The organism is Enterobacter cloacae complex sp. IR5384, assembly GCF_049237265.1.
GTDB lineage: Bacteria > Pseudomonadota > Gammaproteobacteria > Enterobacterales > Enterobacteriaceae > Enterobacter > Enterobacter cloacae.
The window spans coordinates 261,218-276,789 of the sequence record NZ_JBMKHJ010000002.1; the positions used below are offsets into that span (position 1 = coordinate 261,218).

13 protein-coding genes are annotated in these 15,572 nt (G+C 55.7%); 5 read left to right on the forward strand and 8 right to left on the reverse strand.

The features are described 5' to 3' along the window. The first annotated feature begins 76 nt into the window (after positions 1 to 76). Positions 77 to 1,144: an outer membrane-stress sensor serine endopeptidase DegS gene (gene degS / locus ACOTX3_RS03380; protein ID WP_013098970.1), complete on the forward strand. Its 1,068-nt coding sequence runs from the start codon at positions 77 to 79 to the stop codon at positions 1,142 to 1,144. A 52-nt stretch (positions 1,145 to 1,196) separates the two neighbouring features. Here the strand turns inward: degS and mdh are convergent, their stop codons facing one another. Further along, on the reverse strand, positions 1,197 to 2,135 hold the full coding sequence (mdh, locus tag ACOTX3_RS03385) for a malate dehydrogenase (RefSeq protein WP_020687375.1): 939 nt from the start codon (positions 2,133 to 2,135) through the stop codon (positions 1,197 to 1,199). A gap of 397 nt (positions 2,136 to 2,532) precedes the next feature. Here mdh and argR point away from each other — a divergent pair, with 397 nt between their 5' ends. The 3 genes from argR (at position 2,533) to yhcN (ACOTX3_RS03400) (ending at position 4,018) form a co-directional block, all read left to right on the forward strand. Continuing rightward, on the forward strand, positions 2,533 to 3,003 hold the full coding sequence (gene argR, locus ACOTX3_RS03390) for a transcriptional regulator ArgR (RefSeq protein ID WP_013098972.1): 471 nt from the start codon (positions 2,533 to 2,535) through the stop codon (positions 3,001 to 3,003). Between the two features lie 375 nt (positions 3,004 to 3,378). Next, a complete protein-coding gene (gene yhcN, locus ACOTX3_RS03395; protein WP_013098973.1) occupies positions 3,379 to 3,642 on the forward strand; it encodes a peroxide/acid stress response protein YhcN in 264 nt (87 codons plus the stop codon). Between the two features lie 109 nt (positions 3,643 to 3,751). Beyond that, the gene (yhcN, locus tag ACOTX3_RS03400; protein WP_013098974.1) at positions 3,752 to 4,018 is read left to right on the forward strand and encodes a peroxide/acid stress response protein YhcN; all 267 of its coding nucleotides are present in this window, start codon (positions 3,752 to 3,754) and stop codon (positions 4,016 to 4,018) included. Positions 4,019 to 4,085: 67 nt separating this feature from the next. Here yhcN (ACOTX3_RS03400) and ACOTX3_RS03405 read toward each other — a convergent pair whose 3' ends face one another. The 5 genes from ACOTX3_RS03405 to aaeX all read right to left on the reverse strand — a co-directional run bounded on the left by ACOTX3_RS03405 (position 4,086) and on the right by aaeX (position 9,063). Then, positions 4,086 to 4,358, reverse strand: coding sequence for a barstar family protein (locus tag ACOTX3_RS03405; protein WP_013098975.1), 273 nt, complete (start codon positions 4,356 to 4,358; stop codon positions 4,086 to 4,088). 45 nt (positions 4,359 to 4,403) lie between these two features. After that, on the reverse strand, positions 4,404 to 5,858 hold the full coding sequence (locus ACOTX3_RS03410; RefSeq protein ID WP_421631598.1) for an NAD-dependent succinate-semialdehyde dehydrogenase: 1,455 nt from the start codon (positions 5,856 to 5,858) through the stop codon (positions 4,404 to 4,406). An 88-nt stretch (positions 5,859 to 5,946) separates the two neighbouring features. After that, a complete protein-coding gene (gene aaeB, locus ACOTX3_RS03415) occupies positions 5,947 to 7,914 on the reverse strand; it encodes a p-hydroxybenzoic acid efflux pump subunit AaeB (RefSeq protein ID WP_013098977.1) in 1,968 nt (655 codons plus the stop codon). Positions 7,915 to 7,919: 5 nt separating this feature from the next. Continuing rightward, complete coding sequence (gene aaeA / locus ACOTX3_RS03420; RefSeq protein WP_058679454.1) at positions 7,920 to 8,852, reverse strand: p-hydroxybenzoic acid efflux pump subunit AaeA; 933 nt, start codon at positions 8,850 to 8,852, stop codon at positions 7,920 to 7,922. A gap of 7 nt (positions 8,853 to 8,859) precedes the next feature. Then, positions 8,860 to 9,063 carry a p-hydroxybenzoic acid efflux pump operon protein AaeX gene (aaeX, locus tag ACOTX3_RS03425; RefSeq protein ID WP_003860416.1) on the reverse strand — a complete coding sequence of 68 codons (204 nt, stop codon included), beginning with the start codon at positions 9,061 to 9,063 and terminating at the stop codon, positions 8,860 to 8,862. A 178-nt stretch (positions 9,064 to 9,241) separates the two neighbouring features. Here aaeX and aaeR point away from each other — a divergent pair, with 178 nt between their 5' ends. Continuing rightward, complete coding sequence (aaeR, locus tag ACOTX3_RS03430) at positions 9,242 to 10,168, forward strand: HTH-type transcriptional activator AaeR (protein ID WP_013098979.1); 927 nt, start codon at positions 9,242 to 9,244, stop codon at positions 10,166 to 10,168. Positions 10,169 to 10,217: 49 nt separating this feature from the next. On the opposite strand, the gene tldD is transcribed toward aaeR, so the two are convergent. Together tldD and yhdP are read right to left on the reverse strand one after the other, a co-directional pair. After that, a complete protein-coding gene (gene tldD / locus ACOTX3_RS03435) occupies positions 10,218 to 11,663 on the reverse strand; it encodes a metalloprotease TldD (protein WP_020687383.1) in 1,446 nt (481 codons plus the stop codon). 84 nt (positions 11,664 to 11,747) lie between these two features. Further along, complete coding sequence (gene yhdP, locus ACOTX3_RS03440) at positions 11,748 to 15,548, reverse strand: AsmA2 domain-containing protein YhdP (RefSeq protein ID WP_127869225.1); 3,801 nt, start codon at positions 15,546 to 15,548, stop codon at positions 11,748 to 11,750. Positions 15,549 to 15,572 lie beyond the last annotated feature (24 nt).

Below are 15,572 nucleotides of genomic sequence, written 5' to 3' on the forward strand. Positions count from 1 at the left end.
TATCACCGCCGCGTGTGATGTCCGGGATAACTCATGTTATGCTGCAAACCGTTCCTTTTTTAACGACACGCGCATCATGCTTTTAAAGCTCTTTCGTTCCATTGCCATCGGTTTGATTGTTGCGGGCCTGCTGTTAGCGGCCATGCCGTCTTTACGCCAGTTCAACAAGCTGTCGGCTCCCCAGTTTGACAGCGCGGATGAAACGCCTGCCACCTATAATCAGGCCGTTCGCCGTGCCGCACCCGCAGTGGTGAACGTCTACAACCGTGGTCTTAACAGTTCAGCCCATAACCAGCTGGAGATCCGTACCCTCGGCTCCGGCGTGATTATGGACGATCGCGGATACATCATTACCAACAAGCACGTGATCAACGATGCTGACCAGATCATCGTCGCACTTCAGGATGGCCGCGTGTTTGAGGCCTTACTTGTCGGCTCTGACAGCCTGACCGATCTGGCCGTGCTGAAAATCAACGCCACCGGCGGGCTGCCCGTGATTCCGATCAACCGAAAACGCACTCCGCACATTGGCGATGTGGTTCTGGCTATCGGTAACCCATACAACCTGGGGCAGACCATCACCCAGGGGATCATCAGCGCCACAGGTCGCATCGGTCTGAACCCATCGGGACGGCAGAACTTCCTGCAAACCGATGCCTCCATCAACCACGGGAACTCCGGCGGCGCGCTGGTCAACTCGCTGGGCGAGCTTATGGGTATCAACACCCTCTCCTTCGATAAAAGCAACGATGGCGAGACGCCGGAAGGGATCGGCTTTGCCATTCCGTTCCAGCTGGCAACCAAAATTATGGACAAGCTGATCCGGGACGGTCGCGTGATCCGCGGTTACATCGGGATTGGTGGTCGCGAAATTGCCCCTATGCATACGCAGGGTGGCGGGATCGATCAGATTCAGGGGATTGTGGTTAACGAAGTGGCGCCTGGCGGACCGGCTGCCAATGCGGGCATTCAGGTTAATGATGTCATTCTGTCGGTCAACGGCACACCGGCGGTCTCTGCGCTTGAGACGATGGACCAGGTGGCAGAAATTCGCCCGGGTTCCATCATCCCGGTTGAAGTCATGCGCAACGATAAGAAACTGACGCTGCATGTGACCATTCAGGAATACCCGGCCACAAACTGACGGGCATAAAAAAACGGAGCGTAGCGCTCCGTTTTTTTTTACCGGGACAAGATCACTTGTTAACGAACTCTTCGCCCAGCGTGATATCTTTCTTCAACGTGTCCAGCATGCCTTCCATCGCGTTTTGTTCAAACGCGCTCAGCGTGCCAATTGGCTTACGCTCTTCGATACCATTTTTACCGAGCAGCAGCGGCTGGGAGAAGAAGCGCGCGTGTTCGCCATCGCCTTCAACATAAGCGCATTCAACCACGCCCTTCTCGCCCTGCAGCGCGCGAACCAGTGACAGACCGAAACGTGCAGCCGCCTGGCCCATAGACAGCGTTGCAGAACCGCCACCCGCCTTCGCTTCCACCACTTCGGTGCCTGCGTTCTGGATACGTTTGGTCAGGTCAGCCACTTCCTGCTCGGTGAAGCTCACGCCAGGGATCTGCGAGAGCAGAGGCAGAATTGTCACACCAGAGTGACCACCGATGACCGGCACTTCAACTTCCGTAGGCTGCTTGCCTTTCAGCTCAGCCACGAAGGTGTTAGAACGGATGATATCCAGCGTGGTCACGCCGAACAGTTTGTTCTTGTCGTAAACGCCTGCTTTCTTCAGCACTTCTGCCGCAATAGCGACCGTGGTGTTCACCGGGTTAGTGATGATACCGATGCACGCTTTCGGACACACTTCAGCGATCTGCTGCACCAGGTTTTTCACGATGCCTGCGTTGACGTTGAACAGGTCGGAACGATCCATACCAGGCTTACGCGCCACGCCGGCGGAGATCAGCACAACGTCAGCACCCTGCAGCGCAGGACGCGCGTCTTCGCCGGAGAAGCCTTTGATGTTAACAGCGGTCGGGATGTGGCTCAGGTCAACCGCCACACCTGGGGTTACCGGAGCAATGTCGTACAGGGAGAGTTCTGAGCCTGAAGGCAGTTGGGTTTTCAGTAGTAGGGCAAGCGCCTGGCCGATACCACCAGCAGCGCCGAGGACTGCGACTTTCATCCTAAACTCCTTATTATGGTTAACTTAAGTATCTGTAAATCCGTTGCGGCGACCTTAATTCAGCAGGTAATTAATTACAATTTTCGTAGCTAAAGAATTTGAGGTCACGCGACTTTCTCTCTTCCCAGAAGACTCTCTGACAACAGACGGCAACGAATTAAGAGGTGGTTACAATACACCCTGCCACGCCACCAAAACAACATCATTTTGATAACATTTAATTTACTTTTAAGCTTATTTGCGTGGCGTGACCCAGGCATGTTTTCCGATAACGAAATCTGATAATATCACTCCCTTTCATAACATTATTTCAGGCTACTGCCTGGTAGATAATTTGCATAAAAATTCATCCACATGCATAATAATGTTGTTTCTATCGTCATATTCCGGGTGACTTATGCGAAGCTCGTCTAAGCAAGAAGAATTAGTAAAGGCGTTTAAAGCGCTACTCAAAGAAGAGAAATTCAGTTCTCAGGGAGAAATTGTTCAGGCGCTGCAGGAACAAGGCTTCGACAATATCAACCAGTCGAAAGTCTCCCGTATGTTGACCAAATTTGGCGCGGTGCGTACCCGTAACGCCAAAATGGAGATGGTCTATTGCCTGCCAGCTGAACTTGGCGTGCCGACAACCTCCAGCCCGCTGAAGAATCTGGTTCTGGATATCGACCACAACGATGCCGTTGTGGTGATCCACACAAGCCCCGGTGCCGCACAGCTGATTGCCCGCATGCTGGACTCTCTGGGTAAAACGGAAGGGATTCTCGGTACCATCGCCGGTGATGACACCATCTTTACCACGCCAGCCAACGGCTTCTCGGTGAAAGATCTCCACGAGGCGATCCTGGTTCTGTTCGAACAGGAGCTGTAATCCTCTCTCCCCGTAGCGTCGCTACGGGGTTCATTCTGCCCCCGCTGCGTTTTCCCCTGTTTTCTCCTGTCCTCAATTTAACAAATAGTGCTTTTTACCACTCATTAACATTCAGCCAGTGAATGATAAATCAAAGAATCGCACAAAATATCAAAATCATTTATCCATATGATTTACTTAGATATAACACGCCAGGGTGAACAGAAAACAACCAACATTATGCCATTAGGTTATAAAAATTGCGCTGTTTAACACGTAATTACCCATGAAACAATTAGTCTGGTATTAATTTTTACCGTTATTAGCGTATACTTGATTTTGTGATGAGGGTCACGAAACAAAGACCCCACTAAAAAATTCGACTAGGTAAAAATCATGAAAATCAAAACAACTGTAGCGGCGCTGAGCGTCCTGTCTGTCCTGTCATTCGGTGCTTTCGCAGCAGACTCCATTAATGCCGATCAGGCGCAATCCCGTGAGGCTATCGGTACGGTTTCTGTCGGCGCAATCGGCACGTCTCCAATGGACATGCATGAGATGCTGAACAAAAAAGCGGAAGAACAAGGTGCATCATCCTATCGCATCATTGAAGCGCGTTCCGGTGACCACTGGCACGCTACCGCTGAGCTGTATAAATAAGTTTTAGTAATAACAGAAGACGACTATCTCCACTCAACGGCACCAGGCATAAAAATAGCAGTTCAACCCTTCTCGCCGTTGAGCAAAAACCTCTTCAGGAGCAAAGACTATGAAAACCAAATTAATCATCGCAACCCTCGGTCTGGCATCGGTTCTCTCTTTCGGCGCAAGCGCAGCCGTCCAGCAGGTGAATACCGAGCAGGCGCAAAATCTGCAGTCTATGGGTAGTGTTTCCGTAACGTCCGTCACCGGCTCTCCGATGGATATCCGTCAGGAGCTGGCCGCAAAAGCTGAAAAAGCAGGCGCCAGCAGCTACCGCGTCACCGAACTGAATCAGGGTGACCACTGGCACGCTACGGCAGAACTGTATAAATAAACCCTCGTCGTATCTCATCATACGACTTGCCCCAGGCCTCGCTGGTCAGGGGCTTTTTTTCGCGTAATCAATGGCGCGCGTTGAAACGCAACTGCCCTTCCAGCTCTTCTTCTGCTTCATCAAACAATAAAATCAGCGCCCCAAATCGTCTGCGCAGCTTATCGGGCAGATGAATAAACTCTATCTCCAGCGGTAACGGCAGCTGACTGCCGGTCACCACATCCCACAGCATATCCAGATTCGTGACGCTTTCCCGTTCCAGATCAAACGCCCGGATAAATTCACGATAGAAGTCTTCCTGACTGTCGATCTCGTCAAAATCAAAGGTATAGGTTTTCATTGCCAGCCACCCAGTCCAGGCGAGCGGCAGATGCCGCCCTGTCTATTATAATCCCCCGATATGCAGGGTTTTGACTTCCAGATACTCTTCCAGCCCCAGCACGGACCCTTCTCGACCCAGGCCAGACTCTTTTACCCCACCAAAAGGTCCAAGCTCCGTGGAAACGGCGCACTCATTAATCCCAATCATCCCGCTTTCGATTGCCTGCGAGACGCGGAAAACGCGCGACAGATTCTGAGTATAAAAGTAAGCCGCCAGACCATAAGGCGTGTTGTTGGCGCGCTGGATGACTTCATCTTCAGAAGTGAAACGGAAGCAGGCGGCAACGGGACCAAACGTCTCTTCTTCCGCCAGTTTCATGCCTTCATGACAGTCGCCAAGCACGGTGGGCATCCAGAAATTGCCCCCAAGCGGATGTGGTTTACCGCCCGCCAGGACAGTCGCCCCCCGGGCAACAGCGTCTTCCACATGCTCGCGCACTTTGTTCACCGCGGAGGGTTCAATCAGCGGGCCTACGACCACACCGTCTTCCAGACCATTTCCCACCTTCAGCGCGTTCACCGCATCGGCCAGTTTGTTCACAAACTTGTCGTAGACGGTTTCCTGAATATAGAAGCGGTTAACGCTGACGCAGACCTGTCCGGCATTACGGAATTTGTTGGCGATCGCCCCTTTGACGGCAGCATCGATGTCCGCATCTTCAAACACGATATACGGGGCATTCCCCCCCCGCTCCATCGAAACTTTTTTCATGGTGTCCGCGGCGTTACGCACCAGCGTTTTGCCGACGGAAGTGGAGCCAGTAAACGAGATTTTCCGCACCTCGTGACTCGCCATAATCGCGTCGCTGATCTCATGCGTATTACCGGCCACGGCGTTGAGGACGCCATCCGGCACACCGGCCTGTTTCGCCAGCGTGAGCAGCGCAAACGCGCTGAGCGGGGTGTTGTTTGCCGGTTTGATGACCCCGGTACACCCCGCGGCCAGCGCCGGACCAAGCTTACGGGTGAGCATCGCCATCGGGAAGTTCCACGGCGTAATTGCCGCCACCACCCCCACAGGCTCACGGGTAGCCAGAATGCGGGAGCCCGGTTTGATCGGTGGAATAATTTCACCGTTAGCGCGCTTGGCCTCTTCGGCAAACCACTGAATAAAACTGGCGGCGTACTCCACCTCGCCTTCAGCTTCTTTCAGGGGTTTGCCCTGTTCGGTGGTCATTAACCGACCAAGCCAGCTTTTATTCTCGATAATCAGTTCATACCAGCGATAGAGAATGGTCGAGCGCTCTTTCGCGGTTTTGGCCCGCCAGGCCGGGAAGGCTTTCGCGGCGGCGGCAATCGCCTCTTCGGTTTCTGCTTTACCGGCTTTCGCCACTTTGGCGATAACATCACCGGTGGCCGGGTTCAACACATCAAACGTCGTGTCCAGCGTTTTCCATATGCCGTTAACCAGATAACCGGTCTGAAAAAGAATGTGGTCCTGAAGCGCCTGGGTAGTCATGTGTCCTCCCTTTCTGAATGTAAGAGCCTGCAGAAATAAGTATAGCCACAAAAAAACCGACGCTTTTAGCGTCGGTTTTTTACTTCAGTCAGTTATCCGTCAGGACATTCTGGTAGCGGTGCAGCATAAACACCAGCCGCGCTACCGGCTCGGTCACCTGAGGAGGCGCTTCCCAGACCCTGAGCTTCTCCTGGTAGACATCCAGCTCTTCCAGCAACTGCTTAAAGTAACGGCGTCGTTTGTCATCACTGGAGGCGGAAAGCACATGGTCCGCGGTACGGCGCAACTGGCGGTGGAATGCCGACAGATCGTCGTTGATGGGCACCGGTGCGTTACGCAGACGCTGATGCGCAATGATCATGGTTAACGCCAGACGAAAGCGGGCAATGTCGCCAGGGAACTTATTCAACAGTAAAAACAGCTGCTGATAGAGCGCAGGCAGATGGTTCTCTTTACGGCGCGCAGTGTTGGTGGTCATGGAGGAGACCGCCGCCGAAACGAACTGGTTCAACAGCACGCGACCTGTTCGCGCCTGGGAATTGTCGCGCACCAGCAAAATCACCATCATCGCCAGGAAACAGCCCACCAGCTGACCCAGGGCGCTGTCGAGGAACTGGCTGAAATGGAACGTCATGGGGTTATCCAGCACCAGAATGTTAATAGTACTGGCGAGGGCACCGAGCGATCCCAGACGGCGCTTCTGCACTTCTATCCCGATAAAGAATGCCATCACCGCAAGACTGATACAGAGCAGCAACATGCTCTGCTGCGTGGACGGGAGGATCACCAGGAAATAGAGCGCGCCAAGCGGTAACGCGGCAATCGTGCCGTACAGGAAATCGATAGCGACCATACGCGGGTTGGGCAGACGCATTGCCAGCGCCGTGACGACGGCAATCATGACCATCGCGCCGCTGCCGGAGGTCCAGCCAGTCCACAGCCAGAACAGCGTGCCGAGCATACAGGCAAGCGTGGTACGCCAGAAGTTGACCATCGCGTGGTGGCGCTCGGCCGACTCCGCCTTGATCACCACTTCGCCCTGCAGGACTTCCTCTTCCGCCGCGCTGATTTTCGTATTGCCGATCACGCCCCGTTTCAGCAGCAGGTAGCGCGTCGCGGCGCCAACCCACGTATAAATGGTCACCGGTGTGTCGCGCTCTCCGGTCCAGGCAATGACCCGCCGCATGCGTTTGAGCTGCTTATGTACGTCCTGCACCGTTTCCACCGGCTCGGCAAACAGTTCGCGGAAGGTATCGGTAACCGATTCCGGGCGGGTGTTCTGAATAAGATAGGTTTCGCACGCCTGGGTAATCAGCGTTAAGGAGACGGTATTGATCGCTTTAAGACGACGGTTGGCGCGCGCCCAGCGCGAGGACTCCATATTAAGGTTACTGCGCATCCCTTCCAGCGCCTGCGTGCGGCGAACCAGTCCACTCCAGGCTTTGTCCACCTCTTCGCTGTCACCGTGCTTGATGCAGAGCTGCATCAGCTGATACTGGGAGACGATCAGCGCATCCAGTTCGCGATCCACCTCCTGTTTGATGGAGCGAGGGGAGAAAAGCAGGTCAGCAACAATTGCGCAGACGATACCAATCACGATCTCACTGCAGCGTTCCACGGCAAACTGCGGCGCGAGCAGCGGTTCGGTTTGAATGGTGATGACAATAATCAGTGCGGTATAACCCGCCAGCCCCCAGGCGTAAGAGTTTTCGACCTTCACCAGAGAGGAGAGCCAGGTGCAGAAGCCCGCCCAGATACAGCACACCAATACCATCAACAGTGGCGTGCGGATCATCAGAATGATAATAGTGAGCGCGGCGATACAGCCGATAAACGTCCCGATGATACGCAGCATCCCGCGATAGCGGATCGCCCCGGAATAAGGCTCCCCACCTGCCGCGAATGCCGGGCCAGCCGCGACAATCGCCGCCGTTAACACCGCCCAGCGGGGGGTTTCCAGCTGGAAGTGAAAGCCGACAAACAGCGCCAGCACAATGGCACTCGCCAGCTTCACGGCGAAGCGAATGTGCTGGCTGGCGATAGTAAAGATCCCCATAGCGATTAACCAAACTCGCGCAGACGATGGGCGATTTTACGGAAAATAGAGTCCTGGCTGGCGTCCCGGTCTTTCTCACCGGTGATCACCACCGTCGCGGTTGTGCCCGCAGGCCACAGGTTGCCCTGCTGTTCGTCCAGATGAATACGTACCGGCACACGCTGGGCCAGGCGCACCCATTCCAGGTTGGAATCAACCGTCGCCATCCCTTTCGCATCATTGGAGCTGCTGGAGTTGGTGACGCCAGCCGCAACGCTATCTACGGTACCTTTAAAGACGCGGTTGCTGCCAAGCGGCGTGATCTCTGCGCGGTAGCCCGTACGAACGCCTTCCAGTTTGGTCTCTTCCATATAGGCAAGCACATAGAATGAGTTTTGTTTCACCAGCGCCACGGCGGTTGAACCGCGGGTGATAAACTCCCCGGCATAGACATTCAGGTTGGTGACCCAGCCATCGGCAGGTGCGCGGATCACGGTACGCTCCAGATCGAGCTTCGCCAGGTCGCGCGTCGCCTGCGCCTTTGCCAGCTGATGCAGCACGGTTTGCAGCACGTTGTTAGACTGATCGATCTCTTCCCGGGACATCGCCTGAACCCCCAGCTGGTTACGGCGGCCCGCCTCGCGGCGTTTCTCCGCAGCCAGCGCCTGGTAATAGGCGACATCCGCTTCCGCTTCTTCCAGTGCTTTCTGGTAACGCGGCTGGTCAATGGTGAACAGCACCTGGTCTTTCTTCACCAGCTGGTTATCGTGGACGTTAACCGCCGTGATAAGACCGGCCACGTCGGGGGCGATCGCCACAACATCGGCGCTAAAACGCGCGTCACGCGTCCACGGTGATTCGGTGTAATAGACCCAGGCGCGAAAAATAGCGATGAACGCGAGGATAACCAGCGCCATGGTGATGGCGGTGCGGGAGATTTTTCTTGTTAGCGTTTTCACATCAACCTCAGACAAACATGCGCGATATCAGGTAGAACAGGCAGCAATACAGCGCGGTATTGAACAATGCAGGGTGCCAGACGAAATCGTAGATCCCGGTAGGAACCAGCACCTTGCGCACCAGCCAGAAGATCGCCAGTGATAAAAGAAGCTCGAAAAATATCGGTGGGAACGACAGACCGAACACCACGATAACGGGAAACAGACTCATGTTGACCTTGATAAGAGAGAGTGCAGGCTTCAGAATTTTTAGCGCACGCCACCGCGGGAGAGCAAGAAACGCCGGGCGAGAATGGCGCAGCCGTTATGTAATTAATAATATATTAACGTAACTGTTATGCTGTTATCTATAATATGTGATCTAAATCACTTTTAAGCCAGAGTGAACAATGGAACGTTTAAAACGCATGTCGGTCTTCGCCAAAGTGGTTGAACTTGGCTCATTTACTGCTGCTGCCCGGCAGTTGCAGATGAGCGTCTCCTCCATCAGTCAGACGGTGTCAAAACTGGAAGATGAACTGCAGGTGAAGCTGCTCAACCGCAGCACCCGCAGTATTGGTCTGACGGAGGCGGGTAAAATTTACTATCAGGGCTGTCGCCGCATGATGCATGAAGTGCAGGATGTTCACGAGCAGCTCTATGCCTTTAACAACACGCCCATCGGGACACTGCGGATTGGCTGTTCTTCAACTATGGCACAAAATGTTCTCGCCGCCATGACCGCAGAGATGCTGAAAGAATATCCGGGATTAACCGTGAATCTGGTTACCGGTATTCCCGCCCCGGACCTGATCGCAGACGGGCTGGATGTGGTGATCCGCGTTGGCGCGCTGCAGGACTCCAGCCTCTTCTCCCGTCGACTCGGGAGTATGCCGATGGTGGTCTGTGCCTCGAAGAGCTATCTGGCGCAGTACGGCGTGCCGGAGAAACCAGCCGATCTCGCCAACCACTCCTGGCTGGAGTACAGCGTCCGCCCCGATAATGAATTTGAACTGATTGCCCCGGAAGGCATTTCTACCCGACTGCTGCCGGAAGGACGGTTTGTCACCAACGACCCGATGACCATCTCGCGCTGGCTGGTGGCGGGCGCCGGGATCGCTTACGTCCCGTTAATGTGGGTGATCAATGAGATCAACAGCGGAGTGCTGGAGATCCTGTTCCCTCGCTACCAGTCCGATCCGCGTCCGGTGTATGCCCTGTATACCGAAAAAGACAAACTGCCGCTTAAGGTGCAGGTGTGCATTAACTATCTGACCGAGTATTTTGTGGAGGTTGCGGAACTGTTTCAGGGCATGCGGGGAAGAAGGAAAGAGTAGGTATTTCCCCCCTCCCCGTTGGGGAGAGGGTTAGGGTGAGGGGAGAAAATTACGCCGTGCCGCCCACCGTGAGGTTATCGACCTTCAGTGTCGGCTGGCCCACGCCCACTGGCAGGCTCTGGCCCTCTTTACCGCAGACGCCCACGCCGTTGTCCAGCTTGAGATCGTTACCGACCATGGAGATCTGCTGCATGGCTTCGATACCGGAACCAATCAGCGTCGCGCCTTTCACCGCTTTGGTCACTTTGCCTTTTTCGATCAGATACGCTTCTGACGTAGAGAAGACGAATTTACCGGAGGTGATATCCACCTGACCACCGCCAAAGTTTGGCGCGAAGATCCCGTAATCAACAGACTCAATGATCTCCTGCGGTGTGGACTGGCCTGGCAGCATGTAGGTGTTGGTCATACGCGGCATCGGCAGATGTGCATAAGATTCACGACGGCCGTTACCCGTTGGCGCCACGCCCATCAGGCGCGCGTTCAGTTTGTCCTGCATATAGCCTTTCAGCACACCGTTTTCGATCAGCACGTTGTACTGACCCGGCGTACCTTCATCATCGATGGAGATAGAGCCACGGCGATCAACCATGGTACCGTCATCCACCACCGTGCACAGTTCAGAGGAGACAAGCTGCCCTATCTGACCGCTAAATACGGAGGTGCCGCGGCGGTTAAAGTCCCCTTCCAGACCATGCCCCACGGCTTCATGCAGCAGCACGCCCGGCCAGCCAGCGCCCAGTACCACCGGGAATGTCCCCGCAGGTGCCGCCACGGCAGAAAGATTGACCATCGCCATACGCACGGCTTCTTTTGCCCACGCGTCGGCACGGGCTTCACCGTCGACGTCACCCAGGAACCAGTCATAACCAAAACGACCACCGCCGCCGCTTGAGCCACGCTCGCGCTTGCCGTCCTCTTCCACCTGCACGCTGATGGAGAGACGCACCAGCGGACGGACATCCGCCGCCAGGGTGCCGTCCGTCGCCGCGACCAGAATCAGTTCATAGACACCGCTCAGGCTGGCAGACACTTCCTGTACGCGTTTATCAGCAGCACGCGCCACTTTGTCCACGCGGCGCAGGATATCCAGCTTCTCTTCACGGCTCATGCTCTGCAGCGGGTCGATACTGGTGTAGAGCGCAGAATGCTGCACCTCACCCAGCGTTTTAACACGGCCATCGCCAGCGTCACGCACAATGGTACGCGCCGCCTGCGCGCTCTGCTCCAGCGCAGCCAGGCTTATCTGGTCCGCATAGGCAAAACCGGTTTTCTCGCCGCTGATGGCGCGCACGCCAACGCCCTGGTCAATGTTGTAAGAACCATCTTTGATGATGCTGTCTTCTAAAACCCAGGATTCGTGATAGCTCGACTGGAAATAGAGATCGCCGTAGTCGAGACGGCGTTCGGTCAGTTGACCAAGAATGGAGAACAGGTCCTGATGGCTCAGGCCGTTCGCTGCGAGCAAATGTTCACTTACCAGGTTCAGACTCATCGTATTGCTACTCGTTCGTTGCCGCCTGTGGCGGTATAAAGATCGTATTTATTGAGAGTGAGGCAATTACCTGCCCACGTCAAATCATTGCTGTGCATCTTTGCGCGGCTGGCGCAGCACTTCATTAATCTGCGGTTTATCCACCGGACCGGTGATGCGGTAGCGCAGAATAGAGACTTTGCTCCACAGCGGCCCCAGCACTTTACTGGCGGCAAACACCGCAGCACCAACAATCGGGTTCACCACAAAGGCGGCTGCCACCCCCACGCTCGCGGAGATTTCTGGCGCCACCACGGCTTCCATATCAAGCTCGCGACGTACAAGGTTAACCGAGCCCTTCATGGCGATATCTGCTTCCAGGCCGTCCACCAGCGTGTCGTCCGTATGCATAACGCCGTCCTTGATCCATGCCGTACTGCGGATGGAATCGTAGTAGAACCCTTCACTGAAGGTATCGCTGAAATCAAAACGCAGCTTACGCAGCAGCGCATCAAAGCTCAGAAGACGCAGGATCTGCCCGGCGCGTCCCGTGCTCACATCGGCAATTTCACCTTTTCCGAAGCGGGTTTTCAGTATGCCGTTAAGCGAGGCCTCATCCGGCTTCCACGGCGCGTCACGCCAGTGAAGATCGTAATCGACGTCAAATGACGAGCCGCGCAGCGGCGTGCTGATACCAAAGAAATTGGCTGCTGCATCCAGTTTGTTACCCTTAATGTCGCCTTTCAGCGAGGTGCGCTGTTCGCCTGGGTTATTCACCCACTCGCCCGCGGCCGTCAGACGACCAAAGCCGGTATCGACCAGCCCACCCGTGAGGCTCAGCGTGTTGCCCTGAATCGCGAAGTCACCGTCAATGCGGCCATATTTTTGTCCCCACAGCCAGCACTCAGCACAGCGCAGTTGCAGATCCGGCCAGCCGCTGAAGTCCACGCGGGAAGTGTTACTCAACGGCGATGCCGGAGTCGATTGATCTTTCCCGCCCGCCGTTGCCGGGTTGTAGTAGAGATAGCGGATTGCCGCCTGCCACGGGGCGTTATCGCGCATGGTCAGGGTGGCGTTGATCTCCCTGCCCTGAGCCTCTACTTTCGAGCCGTTAGCCGTGGGCTGAGAGACGATACTCAGGTTGTTCCACTGTTGCCCACCCAGCGTGAGCGACGGTGTGCGCACGGTGACGGTTTGCGGGAACTGCGCCGCCTCATCCACGTTTTGCCCGACGCCTTTCTGGAACAGCGCCAGCCACTGCGCGCCATCCATCGGCGGGAGATTCAGCTCAATGCCCTGGTGATCCGGGAGCGGAGGCGTGGTTCGGCTGTCCGTCGTCCAGATGGCTTTGTCCAGCGTCAGCTTACGGTTGAGCAGCCAGCGGCTGTTGAAATGATTCGTGCCACCCGCGCTGCCGGTCAGTTCGAAGCTGTTCAGGTTGCCCACGACGTTAAGCTTCACGGGCAGCGCCTGTCCGGCCTGTTTATCCAGCGGTGCAGGCAGCTGGCTGCTGAGATTTTTCAGATCGCCAGTAAGATCGACCTTATACTTCGTACCGGCGTGGTAGGGCAGTTCAATATCCACCTTCCCCTTCCAGGCGGCTGCACCATCAACCGACTCCTGAATGGGTTTCGGCAGTACATCCATCCGCGAGGGTTGCCAGTTACCGTCCAGATTGACAGCCACCTGGTAGGCCTTCTCCCCCTCGGTGGTCGAGAAGTCGATGTTGACGGGCTGATTGAACCAGTTGGCTGTGAGCGGCTCACTCTTCAGGTTGCCGTTCACAAAGCTGAACTGCCCGCTGAGGTTCTTCAGCGTACTTTCCAGCGGTTTGATATACAGGCTGTTGTTGTTCAGGCGGACATCACCTTTGGCGGTGGTCATTTCGCCGTCCAGCGGGATATCCAGATGTAAGCGAGCATTCATATCGCCATCAAGCTGGAGTTGCTCAAGTGTGGCAGCCAGCGAGGCTTTCAGCGGCGTCTCTTCAAAATAGGGACCGACCGCCTTGCCCGGCCCGTTGATATCGGCATCAATCAGCAGTTTCTCTTTTGAGTAATCGGGGATATTTGCCGTCAGGTTGGTGGCCGTCACGCCGCCCAGCGCGACGCTGTCTGACTTCATCCACAACCCGTCATTGAGAAAATTAAGCTCGATATCGAGGTTTTTCAGTGCAGGCCAGCCCGGCTGGAACGCAAAGGTAGCGTTGTGCAACGGCACCAGCACCTGGAACTGACCTTCGTTATGTTTGTATGGGAAAAGATGCGGATTACCGCCATAGGCCAGGGTGGCGTTATCCGCCTGACCGCCCTGGATCGCCCCGCTCAGGTAGTCCACGAGCGCTTTACCCATCAGGTTTTCCGGGAAGTAACGCCAGGCCTGAGAACCGTCGCTGGTGCTGATCCCCGCCAGAATACCCAGCCACGGCTCTTCACCTTCAGGCTTTAAATAGCGGAAATCCCCGCGGGCATGAACCGCTTTGGCTTTCACATCGATATGGCGGCCATCAAGCTGGAAGCCTTTATCATTGCGCAGCCAGTTAAGCACCGCGTTGCCTTTTTCAATTTCCAGCGGTGCCCTGAAGACCGTTTCATAAGGCATTTTGGCGTCATGCATCTCAATGGTCAGCCTGCCGTTCTCAACGCTGCCCTCCAGCTTGCCACTGAAGTTCTCAGCCCCCGGCAGCAGTTTCCACTGTTTCCAGGCCAGATCTTTCCACGTCGCCTGGAAGCGGGTTTTCTCGGTTGCCTGCAGCGGGATATCCAGCGCGAGGGCGTCAATTTCCCCACTTGGCTGCGTTGCCAGCCAAACGTCACCCAAATCCGGAGAGAGCTTCGCTGCCATGGAGCGCAGCCCTTCAATGGCCGCCAAATCGAGATGCGTGGCGCGGATACGCAGCTCATCGCTACGCTTATTATTCGTGCCGCCGACATCCTGCTCAGGCATCCATGCCAGCGTCAGCGCGCCGCGCGGCCAGGGTTTGCCGTCCATGGTGATGCGCGTATCCGGGATGGCAAACTGCCAGCCCGCTTTCTCTTTCGTCACATGTGCGGTGAGGTTATCTACAGAGAGTTGATGCTGCTTGCTTTCGCCTTGCCAGCTTGCACCGCCCTGCTTCAGCCAGATATCGCCGCTGGCGAACACGCCTTTCGTCAGGGTCATCCAGCCTTCCAGGCTAAAACGGGCCGTTTCCAGCTGCATATTTTGCTGCAGCCAGTCGCCGAGCCACGGCTTCACATCCACGTCGTCAGCCTGCAGCCACACCTTGCCGTTGTTGAGCAAGCCGTCGTCATCACGCAGATCCATACGGACCTGCATGACCCCATGCTGGCCGTTCAGGCTGGAGAGGTTCACCTGCCCCTCGGCACGGTGACGCTCTTTGCCGTTAAGCCAGGTCAGTTGCGGGATCTTCAGTTCGGCGCGCTGGCCGGAAAGGGTAATAAAGCTCACTTCGCTGTCGCGCAGATCGAAATGATCGAACTGACGCAGGAAGAGATCGCTCAGGCGGTTGGCTTCAAGGCTCTGCGTGTTATCCCCGCCGGAGAGCGGCGTGTTGGTCAAAAACTGAAGCTGATAAAAGGTGAGATCGCGGAACTGCCAGCGCATGTGCAGCAGGCTTTGCCAGACATCCAGTGCCAGGGTCACGCGTTTGATTTTCAGATAGCCGCCATCTTTCAGGCTGGCACTGATGTCCCGGGCATCCAGCGTCGGGCCAAAGTTTTGCCAACTGGCGCTGACCTGGCTTACGTCAACCGGCACACCGGTGGCGGATTCGATCTTCGCCAGCACCTGCGGACGCCAGCTGTCCAGATGCGGTAAAACGAGGCGCAGCCCACTCACGAGCAGCGCGACAATCACGACAAGCGTTGCCCCTGTAAGCAGTAAAATCCCCGGCAATCGCCTCACGCATCTCTCCTTGTCAGCTTTTTC

Excerpts from the sequence above, each read along its gene's own strand:
- tldD (WP_020687383.1), bottom strand. The coding sequence starts at position 11,663 with ATGAGTCTGAACCTGGTAAGTGAACATTTGCTCGCAGCGAACGGCCTG.
- degS (WP_013098970.1), top strand. The coding sequence starts at position 77 with ATGCTTTTAAAGCTCTTTCGTTCCATTGCCATCGGTTTGATTGTTGCG.
- aaeX (WP_003860416.1), bottom strand. The coding sequence starts at position 9,063 with ATGAGTCTGTTTCCCGTTATCGTGGTGTTCGGTCTGTCGTTCCCACCG.
- ACOTX3_RS03405 (WP_013098975.1), bottom strand. The coding sequence starts at position 4,358 with ATGAAAACCTATACCTTTGATTTTGACGAGATCGACAGTCAGGAAGAC.
- aaeB (WP_013098977.1), bottom strand. The coding sequence starts at position 7,914 with ATGGGGATCTTTACTATCGCCAGCCAGCACATTCGCTTCGCCGTGAAG.
- yhcN (WP_013098973.1), top strand. The coding sequence starts at position 3,379 with ATGAAAATCAAAACAACTGTAGCGGCGCTGAGCGTCCTGTCTGTCCTG.
- yhcN (WP_013098974.1), top strand. The coding sequence starts at position 3,752 with ATGAAAACCAAATTAATCATCGCAACCCTCGGTCTGGCATCGGTTCTC.
- aaeR (WP_013098979.1), top strand. The coding sequence starts at position 9,242 with ATGGAACGTTTAAAACGCATGTCGGTCTTCGCCAAAGTGGTTGAACTT.
- mdh (WP_020687375.1), bottom strand. The coding sequence starts at position 2,135 with ATGAAAGTCGCAGTCCTCGGCGCTGCTGGTGGTATCGGCCAGGCGCTT.
- ACOTX3_RS03410 (WP_421631598.1), bottom strand. The coding sequence starts at position 5,858 with ATGACTACCCAGGCGCTTCAGGACCACATTCTTTTTCAGACCGGTTAT.
- argR (WP_013098972.1), top strand. The coding sequence starts at position 2,533 with ATGCGAAGCTCGTCTAAGCAAGAAGAATTAGTAAAGGCGTTTAAAGCG.